The organism is Flavobacterium sp. P21 (assembly GCF_050632225.1).
Taxonomy (GTDB): domain Bacteria; phylum Bacteroidota; class Bacteroidia; order Flavobacteriales; family Flavobacteriaceae; genus Flavobacterium.
On the sequence record NZ_CP192585.1, the window covers coordinates 4937617 to 4951031 of the forward strand.

General features: G+C 35.5%; 11 protein-coding genes and 1 pseudogene. 6 read left to right on the plus strand and 6 right to left on the minus strand.

The genetic code is table 11. The annotated features are described in order from the left end of the window. Window positions 1-77: 77 nt before the first annotated feature. The 5 genes from ACQ9BO_RS24835 to ACQ9BO_RS24855 form a co-directional block, all read right to left on the minus strand. On the minus strand, window positions 78-857 hold the full coding sequence (locus ACQ9BO_RS24835) for an SDR family oxidoreductase (protein WP_431242894.1): 780 nt from the start codon (window positions 855-857) through the stop codon (window positions 78-80). A 72-nt stretch (window positions 858-929) separates the two neighbouring features. After that, window positions 930-1322 (minus strand): amidohydrolase family protein, encoded by a 393-nt coding sequence (locus ACQ9BO_RS24840; protein ID WP_431242895.1) that lies wholly within the window; start codon window positions 1320-1322, stop codon window positions 930-932. Next, window positions 1273-1758: an amidohydrolase family protein gene (locus ACQ9BO_RS24845; RefSeq protein ID WP_431242896.1), complete on the minus strand. Its 486-nt coding sequence runs from the start codon at window positions 1756-1758 to the stop codon at window positions 1273-1275. The genes ACQ9BO_RS24840 and ACQ9BO_RS24845 overlap by 50 nt, the downstream gene beginning before the upstream one ends. Continuing rightward, a complete protein-coding gene (locus ACQ9BO_RS24850) occupies window positions 1745-2092 on the minus strand; it encodes an L-rhamnose mutarotase (RefSeq protein WP_431242897.1) in 348 nt (115 codons plus the stop codon). The genes ACQ9BO_RS24845 and ACQ9BO_RS24850 overlap by 14 nt, the downstream gene beginning before the upstream one ends. 359 nt (window positions 2093-2451) lie before the next feature. Further along, the gene (locus ACQ9BO_RS24855; RefSeq protein WP_431242898.1) at window positions 2452-3318 is read right to left on the minus strand and encodes an AraC family transcriptional regulator; all 867 of its coding nucleotides are present in this window, start codon (window positions 3316-3318) and stop codon (window positions 2452-2454) included. Window positions 3319-3799: 481 nt separating this feature from the next. Between ACQ9BO_RS24855 and ACQ9BO_RS24860 the strand changes: the two genes are divergently transcribed. From ACQ9BO_RS24860 to ACQ9BO_RS24885, 6 genes and pseudogenes are all read left to right on the plus strand, one after another. After that, a complete protein-coding gene (locus ACQ9BO_RS24860) occupies window positions 3800-4582 on the plus strand; it encodes a hypothetical protein (RefSeq protein WP_431242899.1) in 783 nt (260 codons plus the stop codon). A gap of 38 nt (window positions 4583-4620) precedes the next feature. Next, entirely contained in the window at window positions 4621-6252 is a 1632-nt protein-coding gene (locus ACQ9BO_RS24865) for a prolyl oligopeptidase family serine peptidase (protein ID WP_431242900.1), read from the plus strand. Between the two features lie 220 nt (window positions 6253-6472). Next, window positions 6473-7481, plus strand: a pseudogene (locus ACQ9BO_RS24870) (isoaspartyl peptidase/L-asparaginase family protein). Between the two features lie 40 nt (window positions 7482-7521). After that, window positions 7522-8964 carry an alpha-L-fucosidase gene (locus ACQ9BO_RS24875; RefSeq protein ID WP_431242901.1) on the plus strand — a complete coding sequence of 481 codons (1443 nt, stop codon included), beginning with the start codon at window positions 7522-7524 and terminating at the stop codon, window positions 8962-8964. A gap of 36 nt (window positions 8965-9000) precedes the next feature. Then, the gene (locus ACQ9BO_RS24880) at window positions 9001-9813 is read left to right on the plus strand and encodes an alpha-L-fucosidase (RefSeq protein WP_431242902.1); all 813 of its coding nucleotides are present in this window, start codon (window positions 9001-9003) and stop codon (window positions 9811-9813) included. After that, window positions 9725-11128 carry a discoidin domain-containing protein gene (locus ACQ9BO_RS24885; protein WP_431242903.1) on the plus strand — a complete coding sequence of 468 codons (1404 nt, stop codon included), beginning with the start codon at window positions 9725-9727 and terminating at the stop codon, window positions 11126-11128. The genes ACQ9BO_RS24880 and ACQ9BO_RS24885 overlap by 89 nt, the downstream gene beginning before the upstream one ends. A gap of 89 nt (window positions 11129-11217) precedes the next feature. Here the strand turns inward: ACQ9BO_RS24885 and ACQ9BO_RS24890 are convergent, their stop codons facing one another. Then, on the minus strand, window positions 11218-13413 hold the full coding sequence (locus ACQ9BO_RS24890; RefSeq protein WP_431242904.1) for a GH92 family glycosyl hydrolase: 2196 nt from the start codon (window positions 13411-13413) through the stop codon (window positions 11218-11220). Window positions 13414-13415 lie beyond the last annotated feature (2 nt).

Here is a 13415-nt window from a genome sequence, read left to right on the forward strand (position 1 = left end):
ATGATTATAATACCAACTTATATAAATCTTAAGTGGCTACAATTTTATTTGAGCTTGTTTGCTACTTAATCTTCAGATTACAATGAGCGATCTAAATGTGTATAACCACCATCTACATGAATCAGTTGCCCTGTAGTGTGGCTTGATCTATCAGACAATAAGAATACTGTCATATTAGCGATTTCTTCGGCAGTTGTCATTCTGTTTTCAAACGGAATTTTTGCTGTTATTTCTTTTAATTTTTGTTCCGGATTCTCAAGCGTATTAATCCATGTCTCATACAGTGGTGTATAACATTCGGCTACAATTACAGCGTTTACACGTATTCCATATTTCAGCAATTCAACAGCCCATTCGCGAGTTAACGCATTACGGCCTCCGTTTGAAGCCGCGTAAGCCGATGTATTTCCTTGTCCGGTATCAGCCGTTTTTGAACCAATATTAACAATCGGTCCTTTTGTTTTTTTCAACTCAGGCAATGCATATTGCGCCATTAAATAATAATGCACGAGATTTTTATGAATCGAAGCCATGAATTTTTCGTAATCGCTGCTTTCCAAACCAACGCCGTCATTTACTCCGGCATTATTAACCAATCCGTCAATTCTTCCGCATAATGCAACAACTTGATCGACTGCATCTTTACAAGCTTCAGGATTTGTAAGCTCTGCAGAAACTGCTAATGCTCTTCCTCCTTCAGATTCTATTTCTCTGATTGCTTTTTCATTATCTGCATTGCTTCTTCCTACAATTACTGGAATTGCACCTTCTCCCGCCAAAACTTTACAGATTCCAAGTCCGATTCCTTTTGCTCCGCCGGTTACAATAATTATTTTATCAGTAAGGTTAAGATTCATTTTGTATGCTATTTTAGTTAGATAGTTTTTTGATTGCAAATACATTTGAACTCACAATCACGGTCGTTTTTTTTATAAATGATAAAAATTGATGGCATTTTTGCTCCAAAATTTATCTTGATCTATTTTTGAAAATTTTGAAAAATAGTCTTCTACAATTTCACACGATTCGGCATATGAAGCGACCAACAAACTCACAGGCCAATCACTGCCAAACATTAAGCGGTCAATTCCAAAGACCTCAGTAACCACATCTAAACAATGTGTAAAGTCTGCTTTAGTCCAGTTGTTCCAATCGGCTTCTGTTACCAAGCCCGATACTTTGCACATCACGTTGGGGAATTTTGCAATTGCTCGAATTCCGTTTTCCCAATCTATGAATTCTTTATTTTTAAAATCTGGTTTTGCCAAATGATCAATAACAAATTTTTGCTCTGGAAAATTTGACACAAGTTTTGCAGACATTTTCCAAATGTTTCGGAAAAATCAAAATATCATACGTGAAATTATGTTTTGTTAATTGCGAAATTCCATTTTGGAATTTTGGTTGCAACATAAAATCAATATCGGCTTCTGCTTGAATAATATGTCTGAAACCTTTCAATTTTTCGAATTTGGCACAATATTGCAAACGCTCAACAATATTGTCGGAACACAAATCGATCCAGCCCACAACTCCTTTTATGAAATGATTTTCTTTTGCTAAATCCAGCAAAAAAAGTGTTTCTTCTTCGCTTTGATCAGCCTGAACAGCCACACAACCTCCAAACTGATTTTCGAATAATATGGGCTCTAAATCAGCAGGCAAAAAATCACGCTTGATTACGTTCATTTCGTCAGTAATCCAAGCGTCCTTCACTGGTTCATATTTCCAGAAATGTTGGTGGCTATCGATTTTCATGCAGGTCAAATATTTTTTCCATCATCATCCATTTTTCGCCTTCTTTTGCCCATGGTAAAGCTTTTTGGTATTTCCACATCAATTCTTCCCATTTTTGAACAACAGGATTATTAGCATCCATTTCACCTTTTCTTTCAAAAGTAAAAGTCTCATTGGCTTCAATAATCATAAACATTCGGTTTCCAACACAATAAATATCAAGATTCTCAATTCCTGAATTGGTAATGCTTTCTGTTATTTCTGGCCAAATTTTTTCATGATATCTCTTGTACTCCGCCATTAAAACCGGATCTTCATGTAAATCTAATGCCAGACAATATTTTTGAGTTACCATAGTATTATATTTAAAATTTAAGGTTGAGACCTAAAATTACTGATTATCGTTTCTTTTTTCTGTACAAGTTATCAACTAAATCGTTTTATATTTTGAAACAGAGTTTTATCGCAATCTTAAAAAAATAAAATTATTGCATTATAATCTTTTATTTTAGCTCAAAATTATCATTAATTAAGCATTTATTATCTTTTTAATAAACCCAGTAAAAAGACAGATTTTTAGCTCACTTTTTTGGAATAAATTATGAGATAAGAAAAAATAGTACGTTATAAAAGAAAATCCTCAAAACTATGATTTCAATTTTGAGTAAAATCCAACACCTATTTTTTAACAAAATTACAATTGGAGGCTGTAGCTTATACCAAAGCATTTTTGCGGTACTCTTTTGGTGTCGTACCTATTAATTTCTTGAAAAGTTTATTGAAGTTTGAAGCCGTTTTGTAACCGCATTCATAAGCGATTTCAGAAATACCCAAATCGGTTTCGATCAAATATTTGCAGGCATTTGAAACTCTGATTTCATTTAAATATTCTACAAAAGGCTTTTTGGTTTTAGCTTTGAACATTCTGCAGAAAGAAGTCGGTGTCAGATTAGCGATTTTTGAAATTTCATCAAGCGAGATTTCTTCTTTGTAATTTGATTTTACATATTTAAAAACCTCGGCAAGACGATCATTTTTATTGTCCTCATTAACCGGCACATATGAATTATCATTAATGTATCGCAAATCTTTGCTTTTTGACAAAAGAAATAAAATTTCAAGAAGTCCCATTACGACTTCAAAACCTTTCTTTTTAAGCAGTTTACTCATTTTTTTTGCGATCAAAGCGTTGGTTTCGCCCGTAATGGAAACGCCTTTTATTGCCTGAGCAAAAAACTTTTTGACTTCCTGTGCTTCTGGCAATTCATAAAAAGAATTTCCAAAAAGATCTCGGCTAAAATAAATTACAATGGCTTTTGCTTTAAGGCTATTAATTCCTTTATAAAAAATTTCATCGTTGAGCCAAACATGCGGTATATCATCTCCAAGGAAAACCATATCGCCCGGCTGAAAAGACTCTACAGAATTCCCGATAATTCTTTTGCCATGACTTTCTAATATATAAACCAATTCAAATTCTGGATGTGAATGAAAAGGCGACTGAAAAAACGACTCTTCACGAGAGAATACAGATAGCGATGTATTTGTATAAGAAGCAATAGTAGTTTTAACGATTTTCATTTTCCGAATAATAATGATAATTAATAATTAAATAATGATAAAATTGAATTAATTATTAAATTGATTTAGATATAATTTTAATTTACCCTAAAAACAAAAATAATATAAAAATGCATTCCACAATACTAAATCGTTTTAATAAGATAAAAAAATCAAAAAAAGTTGTTTTTACCTCTTATTTTAAACTAAAAAACCGACTTGCTTTTTACTTCGAAAGTCCTAAAAACATTGAAAGTAGAGCTAAAATTAAACCCAAAAACCAAGTCCATTTTTGGGACAAAATGATAGAATTGAATTAATAAGTGATTTCTCGATAAAAATACATATCTGGATTAAAAACCAATTTTACAAAACGTTTTTAAGCAAAATTTAAAAGCGTTTTAAAAATCTACAAATGTTCCTTTTTTATTCTAAACTTAAAAATTATTTAACGACAGCTTAATTGGAAAAACAGGAACAAAAAACTAAAACTAAAAAACAAATGAAAAAAGAACTCTTAATTTTCCTTCTTGCTCTCGGTTCAAATTTGACTGCGCAAACTAAAACTACGGGAAATGTTGTGGAATATTTTGGCAAAGAAAAAATAGAAACAACCGCTGAAGGAAGTGTTTTGCATCAATTCACTGAAGGTTATTTTCTGCCTGCCGACAAAAAAAGCGGTACGCTTTTCAACGGACAAGATCCGATAGCTTGGCAATACGCAACAGGAAAATTTGTTAATCCGAACAAGCAAAAAGGAGATTGGCAAACGATTAAAGTAGATTCAGTTGGAGTTTTTAGCGGAAAGGATTTGAGATCTGCTTTTTTGTTTACCGAATATAATTCTCCAAAAGAACAAATCGTACTTTTAGAAACAACAGGCGGAACGCGCACCTATATAAATGGAATGCCTCATGAAGGAGATCATTATGATTTTGGATATACTTTGATTCCCTTTAAACTCCGCAAAGGAACTAACGAATTTGTTTATACAAAAGGACGTTTTGGTCGCGTAAAATCAAAAATTATTGCGCTTTCAAAAAACATTCAATTTACCAAACGCGACTTGACCCTTCCGGATGTTATCAATGGAGAAAAAGACGAAAAATGGGCTTCAGTTCGTGTCATCAATGCAACTGAAAAGGATTTGAAAGACTTAAAAATCGTTGCGAATTTATCTAGCGGAGAAACCGCATCATACAATACTGACGCCATTATGCCGATGTTTGTAAGAAAAGTAAAATTCAAAGTTCCAGCCGCAAAAAAGACTTTAGTGGGGAGCTAAAATTAGAACTTACGCTAATTGACAAAAGCGGGAAAGTATTGGACAAAACAGAATTCCCAATTCAGCAACGTTCTGCTACAGTTCATCATGAACGCACTTTTCTTAGTAAAGTTGACAACAGTGTACAATATTACAGCATTGCTCCTGCTTTAGGAACCGGACCAAAAGCGTTAGTTTTATCGGTTCACGGTGCTTCTGTTGAAGCTAGAAATCAGTCGCGTGCTTACAAACAAAAAGATTGGGTCACTATTGTTGCCGCGACAAACCGTCGTCCTTTTGGATTTAATTGGGAAGATTGGGGAAGAATCGACGCTTTGGAAGTTTTGGAAGAAGCCAAAAAAGTATTCCAAACAATTCCAGAGCAAACCTATTTAACAGGCCACTCTATGGGCGGTCACGGAACTTGGTTTTTAGGAACTACTTATCCAGGAAAATTTGTCGCAATTGCACCATGTGCTTCTTATCCTGATATTTCAACTTACGGATTTGATAAAGGAGATGAAATGCATGATATGTTCAAAGCTTATGAACCCATCAAACGTTCTGCAAATTCGGGACGTGTAAAAAGTCTTGTTCAAAATTTAAAACAAGACGGAGTGTATATTCTTCATGGCGACGCCGATTCGACTGTTCCGATTTCGCAAGTGCGCGAAATGCGTCAGATTTTGGGAACTTTTCATCCAAATTTCTGTTATTACGAATATCCTGGTGGAGAACATTGGTACGGAGATCATTCTGTAGACTGGTTCCCGATTTTTGAATTTTTCAAACGCCAAACCATTCCAGCAAATAAAAATGTGAAAGAAATTGATTTCTATACGGCAACTCCAGCGGTTTCTTCAACGGATTATTGGATCAAATTGCAACAACAAATTCGCCCATTTGATTTTTCTAATATTAATGCCAAAATCGATAAAGGAGCAATTACTGTTAAAACCAAAAATGCTTCAATACTGGAATTGGATTTGCCTTCATTGGAAATAAACAAAGAAATTACAATCAACATTGACGATCAAATTCTGAGGATTGCTTCAGATAAAAAAGCCATTTTAGCTTTAAAAGATGAAAAATGGACACTAATCAACGAAATCAATACTGCTAAAAAATATGCAGAACGCCAAGGCGGTTTTAAATTTGCATTTGATAATAATGTCGTCTTCGTTTATGCGACGGGCGGTTCGGCTTTGGAAAAAGAATGGTACCAAAACAGAGCCCGATTTGATGCCGAAACTTTCTATTACAGAGGAAACGGAAGCATCGATGTCATTTCTGACAAGGAATTTTCATTAGAGAAATACAAAGACCGAAATGTGATTATCTACGGAAATGCTTCGAACAACAGCGCATGGAAATTGTTGCTGAAAAATTCTCCAATCCAAATTGACAATCAGCAAGTAAAAATTGACAACAGAACATTAAAAGGAAATGATTTGGCGACATATTTTGTTGTACCAAGATCCGACAGTAAAACAGCAATGGTAGGCGTCGTTTCTGGAACTTCTGAAAAAGGAATGAAAGCAACTTGGGCTAACAATTACATTTCAGGAATTACAGGCTTTCCTGACGTAATGATTTTCAAAACCGACTTGCTCTTAAATGGTTTGCCAGATATGAAAGTAACAGGTTTCTTTGATAACAATTGGTCTGCCAAAACTTTAGAGTTTTTCTAATTAGAATAAAAAAATAAATTTAGAATAAGCAGTTACGTTAATTTTACTAATACGATTTAGTATTTCAATAAAAACACCTATTTTTAGCAAATAAAGACAGAGTATCAAACCAATAGCGTTATTCTCACAGAAAAAAACAATCTTATTGAAATTGCGTTATTTACAACCAAAAAACAAACTACTTTCTGATTGAATTCAGTCAGATTAAAATAAACAAGACATGACAAATCGTAGAAATTTTCTAAAAACAACTGCAATCGCATCGGCGGCCGTTGTATTGAATTCTTTCACCGGAAATGCGGAAGAACTTAAAGAGGAACAAAATGAACTTCCAGAAGGAAAAGTTAGAAAACCAATAGTACTTTCAACTTGGCGTTTTGGCTTACAAGCAAATGAAGCGGCTTGGGAAGTATTAAAAAACGGCGGTAGAGCTTTAGATGCCGTAGAAGCTGGAGTAAAAGTTCCAGAAGCTGATCCAAAAGAAAGAAGCGTTGGTTACGGCGGAAGACCAGATCGCGACGGACGCGTGACTTTAGATGCCTGCATCATGGACGAAATGTCGAATATTGGTTCAGTCGGCTGTTTGGAGCACATCAAACATCCAATATCTGTAGCTCGTGCCGTAATGGAAAAAACGCCTCACGTGATGCTGGTTGGCGATGGAGCACTTCAATTTGCATTGTCACAAGGTTTTCAAAAAGAAAATTTATTAGTTCCCGATTCTGAAAGAGAATGGAAAGAATGGTTAAAAACTTCCGAATATAAGCCAATTGCCAATATCGAAAATCATGATACGATTGGAATGATCGCTTTGGATGCGGCCGGAAATCTTTCTGGTGCATGTACAACGAGTGGGATGGCTTTCAAAATGCACGGCCGTCTTGGCGACTCTCCTATCATTGGTGCTGGTTTATATGTGGATAACGAAATTGGAGCCGCAACCGCAACTGGACACGGTGAAGAAGTAATCAGAATTGCGGGATGCCATTTGGTTGTAGAATTAATGCGCCAAGGAAGATCTCCTCAAAAAGCTTGTGAAGAAGCCGTTCAGCGCGTCGTAAAACTGATGAAAAACAGAAATAAAAACCTAAAAGATATTCAGGTTGGCTTTATTGCTTTGAACAAAAAAGGAGATTACGGTCTCGTATTGTGTTCAGAGTGGTTTTAACTATGCTGTTTACGACGAAACCGGAAACCGATTAATTGATCCTGATTTTTACATTAAGTAATCAAATCAACAACATCAATAAAGACTTAACCAAAAACAAAATGAAAAATAAATTCAAGTTACTATATACTGCATTTGTCTTGGCGGGCTCGCTTTCTGTTCACGCGCAAGGCGATTTCAGTATGGAAGCAAACAAATCAGAAGAAGCCGGTTACGTATGGACAAAAGACCCTCAAGTAAAAGCCAACCTTGACAAATGGCAAGGCTATAAATTTGGAGTCCTAATCCACATGGGACTTTACACGCAATTAGGCACTGTGGAATCTTGGGGATTGGCGCCAGAAGACTGGGTAACCAGAGACGGCTATGATGATTATTACAAATATGCCAGTGATTACAGAAATACAAAATTCAAATTAAACCCAACGAATTTGAATTCTGAAAAATGGGCAAAAATGTTCAAAAATGCAGGAGCAAAATACATGATTTTTACTTCAAAACATCATGACGGATTTTGCATGTACGATTCAAAATTTACTGATTTTAAAATCACAAATCCAGAATTGCCTTATGCAAAAAATCCAAAAGCTGATGTACTAAAAGATGTTTTAGATGCTTCAAGAAAAGAAGGACTGGCTGTTGGTGTTTACTTCTCAAAACCAGACTGGACTACTGAAAATTTCTGGTGGTCATACTATCCGCCAAAAGACAGAAATCCGACTTATGACATTAAAAAGTTTCCAGACCGTTGGAAAAGCTATGTTCAGTACACTCAAAACCAGCTAAATGAATTGACAACAAATTATGGAAAAGTAGATATTCTTTGGCTTGACGGATGCTGGGTTCGACCACTTTCTACAATAAATAAAAAGGTTGAAGAATTTTGCAAATATCCATACGATATGGATATCGACATGAAACATATTGCTGAAACTGCCCGTAAAAAACAACCGGGAATGCTTGTCGTAGATCGTTGGGTTCCTAGCGAATATGAAAATTATTTGACTCCAGAACAAAAAACTCCGGAGAAACCATTGACAGTGCCTTGGGAAAGTTGCATTACGCTTGGTGGCGCTTGGGGATGGGTGCCGAATGATCATTACAAATCATCAAAAGAAGTTATTCAATTGATGACCAATATCGTGGTAAAAGGAGGTAACTTGTTATTAGGAGTTGGGCCGGATGCTAAAGGAGAATTTGATCCAAAAATTGAGACCACTTTAGCTAACGTAGGAAAATGGCTTTCTGCAAATGGCGAAGCAATTTATGATACCAAACCTGTCGCTCCCTATTTAGACGGAAAAGTGGGTTATACACAAAAAGGAAATGCTGTCTACGTAATTTATATGCCTGAAAAAGAGGAAAAAGAATTACCCGCAGAAATTACCATTAAAACAGACTTAAAGAGCCCAAAAGTTATTTTATTGGCTACCAAACAAAAATTGGCTACTAAGAAAACTCAAGGTGGAGTTATCGTTAGCATTCCACAAAATCTTAGAACTTCTTTAGCATCTTCGGAAGCAATTGTTCTAAAAATAAATTAAGATTCCTATATTGACAAATGAATCAAAGTTAAAAAAATGAAAAAACAGTTATTAACGCTTTTTAGTTGTTTTGTTTTTGTGTCGATGAACGCTCAAAAAATTGGTCCTCCAGCGCCTTATGGAGCTTTGCCAACAGAAGCTCATTTGCAATGGCAAGAATTAGAGCAATATGTTTTGGTCCATTTTACGCCAACCACTTTTCAAAATAAGGAATGGGGATATGGAGATGCCGACCCTAAAATTTTCAATCCCTTAAAATTCGATGCCAGCCAAATTGTAAATGCGGCAAAAGCTGGCGGTTTTAAAGGAGTAATTCTTGTAGCAAAACATCATGACGGATTTTGTTTATGGCCAACAAAAACTACAGATTATAACATCAGTAAAAGCCCTTTTCGAAATGGAAAAGGCGATATGGTCAAAGAATTTGAAGTTGCCACACGCAATGCCGGAATGAAATTTGGACTTTATTGCTCTCCTTGGGACCGAAATAATGAATATTATGGAACACCTCAATATGTAACTAAATTTCGTGAGCAATTAACCGAATTATATTCGAATTACGGAAAATTATTCATCACATGGTTTGATGGAGCCAATGGTGGAGACGGGTATTATGGAGGAAAAAGAGAAAAACGAAATATCGATCGCTCAACTTATTACGGTTGGGATACAACTTGGGGAATTTCAAAAAAACTACAACCGGGAGCAGTTATTTTTGCAGATAATGGCGATGTGCGTTGGGTAGGAAACGAACAAGGTTTTGCGACGAGAAACGTCTTGGGCGACCTTTACACCAGAACCAACTGCAGGAAAATTAGTTGCCGCTCCAGGGGAAACAAATTCGGATAAAGCACCGGAAGGAACTCGAAATGGGAAATTCTGGAAACCTGCAGAATGTGATGTCCCGCTAAGAAATGGATGGTTTTATCACACTACCGATGATAATCATGTTAAATCGGTTTCTGAGTTATTTGAGATTTATTTGAAATCTGTTGGAAGAGGCGCTTGTCTGGATTTGGGAATTTCACCTACTACAGACGGTTTGTTGCATCCAAATGATGTTAAAGCGCTAAAAGATTTTGGCGATTTTCTAAAGAAATTGTTTGCCGATAATCTTGCCCAATCAGCTGTGATCAAAGCTTCGGAAATTAGAGGCGATAATGAAATATTCTTCGGAACCAAAAATCTTACCGACAATGATCGTTATACGTATTGGGCAACCAATGATGAGGTAAAAAAAGCGTTCGTAACTTTAGAATGGAATAAAGAACAAACTTTTAATATCATTCGTCTAAGAGAAAACATCAAACTTGGCCAACGTATTGAAAAAGTCGAATTTGATGCTTTTTTTAATGGAAAATGGAAAAAAGTCGGAGAAGCAACTAGTATCGGAGCAAATCGTCTTATTCGTTTACCAAATTACATTTCAACTTCAAAATTGAGAATCCGAATTGAAGAATCTCCAGTTTGTATTGCTTTGAGTGATATAGGTGTTTTTAGAGAACCAGAACAATTAGCGCTTCCAAAGATTAAAAGAGATAAGGATGGAAACGTTTCTATTTCTACAGAAACCCCTGTAAATCAAATTCATTATACAATTGATGGAACAGAACCAACAGTTCAATCTCCGATTTACGAAAGTGCATTTTCATTTTTATTGTCAGGCGATATCAAAGCAAAATCTTTTGGTGCAGATTTAAAATCAAGTGAAACTGTGATTCAATCTTTCAATGTCTGCAAAAAAGATTGGAAAATAGTTACCGCTACTTTTGAAAATCCAGAAAAAGAAAAAGCGTCAAATGCTATTGATGATAATGAAATGACTTTTTGGAGTACAACCGAAAATACGTCCATAACACCTTTCCCACAATCCATTGGAATAGATATGGGACAAGAAATGGAAATTTCATCTTTATCTTATTTGCCACGTCAAAATGGTACAGGCGGTATTGTAAAAAATTACCAATGGGTAGTAAGCACGGATGGCATACACTGGAAAACAGTTGCTGAGGGCGAATTTTCGAATATCAAAAGCAATCCTGTCGAGCAAATTATTACTTTAAAAACTTCGGAGAAAGCGAGATTTATTAAATTTATTGGCAAGAGCAGTGAAGATGGAAATTATATTTCAGTTGCTGAATTGGGAGTAAAAACAAAAAACTAATAAAACAGAAATATTGCTTTTCCTAAAGCTTTTATAAAAAAACAGGCCGCTCAAATGAACGGCCTATTTTTTTAGATCATATTGTGTTCTTATTCCTGAATCACTTTCAATGTTGTTCCGTTTACAAAATCATCATGTGAAATAAAATAACTGTTCAGGCTTTTGCCATTTAACTGAATTTCTTTGATTTTTCCGTCACTATTGACTTCTCGTTCAATTACAATATTTTCTCTCTTGTAATATTTTGGATCCAACTGAATCGTTATTTTATCAAACATTGGTGTTGTAATTGTATAACTTGGATCTCCGGGCGTTATCGGGTAAAATCCCATCATTGAATATACCAGCCATGCAGACATGGTTCCTGTATCGTCATTTCCTGGGAGTCCATTTGGTAAATTTTTGAAATGTTCTCTCACTAATTTTCTTACTAGTTCCTGACTCTTGTATTCCTCTCCTTTTATGTAATTAAACAAATACGGATAAGCAATATCCGGCTCGTTTGCCATATCAAATTGTTTGGTGTCAAAAACTTTTTGCAATTGTTCAGAAAAAGGTTTGTCGCCGCCCATTAATTTAATATATCCCCTAATGTCATGTGGCACCATAAAGGCATATTGCCAAGCATTGCCCTCAACAAAACCAACATTTGCCTGAAAATTAGCTCCTGCTTCAGGATCAAAAGGCTCGTACCATTTTCCGTTAGCTAATTTTGGTCGAAGTAATTTCAAATCTTTGTCAAATAATTTTTGGTACGATAATGAACGTTTTGCAAAACGCTTATAATCTTCTTTTTCACCTAAAGCTTTCGCTAAAAGTGAAATCGCATAATCTGACATATTATATTCTTGTGTAGTAGAAACAGGACCAGAATAATTAGTTGACAAATATCCTTTTTCCAAATACTCCTTAAGTCCAGGGCGCAACGGATTATTTTCAACTTGATCTGCACCTTTTAACATGGCATAGTAAGCCTTATATATGTCAAAATCCTGAATTCCTTTTAAGCAAGCATCAACTATAACAATACTTGCCGGATCTCCAACCATGGTAAATGTTTCTGTCGAATTCAATTCCCATTTTGGCAACCAGCCGTTTTCATCATACATTTCCAACATGCTTTTTATCATATCAGATTGTTGCTTCGGATACACTAAAGACATTAATGGATGCATGTTTCTGTAGGTATCCCATAAAGAAAACACTGTATAACGTGTTCCTTCTGTTTTACCAATCTCACTTCTTTTTATTTCTGGATATTCTCCATTACTATCGTTTAAAACATTTGGGTGAATCAAAGTGTGATACAAGGCAGTATAAAAAATCACTTTATCCTGATAAGAACCTCCTTCGACCAAAATTTTCGAAAGTTCCTTATTCCACTCGTCGTAAGTTTCTTTGTAAATTGTATCAAATGGCTTATTTGCTGTTTCTTTTTCTAAATTCTCGCGAGCATTTTCTATACTTACATAAGAGACTCCAATTTTTACCTCAACTGTTTCTTTTTTATCAAACTGATAGGAAAAATACGTTCCGATACTATCTCCAACCACCGTTTTGATGGTATTTTTCATCATTCGCGTTTTCCCGTTGTAGCCCATCCATTGTGCTTCTACGCCATCATATTTTTGTGTTTTTTTCCAAACACCATAATTAGAAGCTGGTTTTGAAAACTTCGCTACAAAATATACCGGATAAGCATCTTCAGGACTGTTATAACAAAATGAGCCTACAGAACGCATTCCTTCAATTTCTGTCGAAGAAACTACTTTAATCATCGCGCCTTCTTCATTGGTTAATCCCAAACCGAGATTCAGCAAAATATTAGCTTGCCCTTTCGGGAAAGTGAATCTGCTTACTCCTACCCTTTTTGATGCTGTAAATTCACCTTTGACTTTATATTTGTCAATATCTACGCTGTAATAAGCTGTTTTGGCAATTTCATTAGAATAAGTGGATCCATATTTTAAATGATTGGTCTCAACAGTTCCTGTTGTTGGCATCAACAAAATTACGCCCAAATCTGGACAGCCTACTCCGCTCAAATTGACGTGACTGAATCCCGTCAAAAATGTATTTTCATTGACGTATGGATTAGACAGCCACTGACTATCTTTTTCTAAAGGTTTGTTTTTAGTCCCTGCAACGTTAAATGGGCTTATACTCGCCATGCCGCGTGGCGCAATTGGTCCGGGAAAAGTCGCTCCATAATTTGAAGTACCAATTAATGGATTCACAAACTCTGCTGGTTGTTGCGCAGAAACTGTAATACCAAAAAGCGACATGT

Bases quoted from the DNA above. Each gene is read 5' to 3' on its own strand.
- ACQ9BO_RS24835 (WP_431242894.1), bottom strand. From the start codon at position 857: ATGAATCTTAACCTTACTGATAAAATAATTATTGTAACCGGCGGAGCA.
- ACQ9BO_RS24875 (WP_431242901.1), top strand. From the start codon at position 7,522: ATGAAAAATAAATTCAAGTTACTATATACTGCATTTGTCTTGGCGGGC.
- ACQ9BO_RS24845 (WP_431242896.1), bottom strand. From the start codon at position 1,758: ATGAAAATCGATAGCCACCAACATTTCTGGAAATATGAACCAGTGAAG.
- ACQ9BO_RS24840 (WP_431242895.1), bottom strand. From the start codon at position 1,322: ATGTCTGCAAAACTTGTGTCAAATTTTCCAGAGCAAAAATTTGTTATT.
- ACQ9BO_RS24850 (WP_431242897.1), bottom strand. From the start codon at position 2,092: ATGGTAACTCAAAAATATTGTCTGGCATTAGATTTACATGAAGATCCG.
- ACQ9BO_RS24880 (WP_431242902.1), top strand. From the start codon at position 9,001: ATGAAAAAACAGTTATTAACGCTTTTTAGTTGTTTTGTTTTTGTGTCG.
- ACQ9BO_RS24855 (WP_431242898.1), bottom strand. From the start codon at position 3,318: ATGAAAATCGTTAAAACTACTATTGCTTCTTATACAAATACATCGCTA.
- ACQ9BO_RS24860 (WP_431242899.1), top strand. From the start codon at position 3,800: ATGAAAAAAGAACTCTTAATTTTCCTTCTTGCTCTCGGTTCAAATTTG.
- ACQ9BO_RS24890 (WP_431242904.1), bottom strand. From the start codon at position 13,413: ATGTCGCTTTTTGGTATTACAGTTTCTGCGCAACAACCAGCAGAGTTT.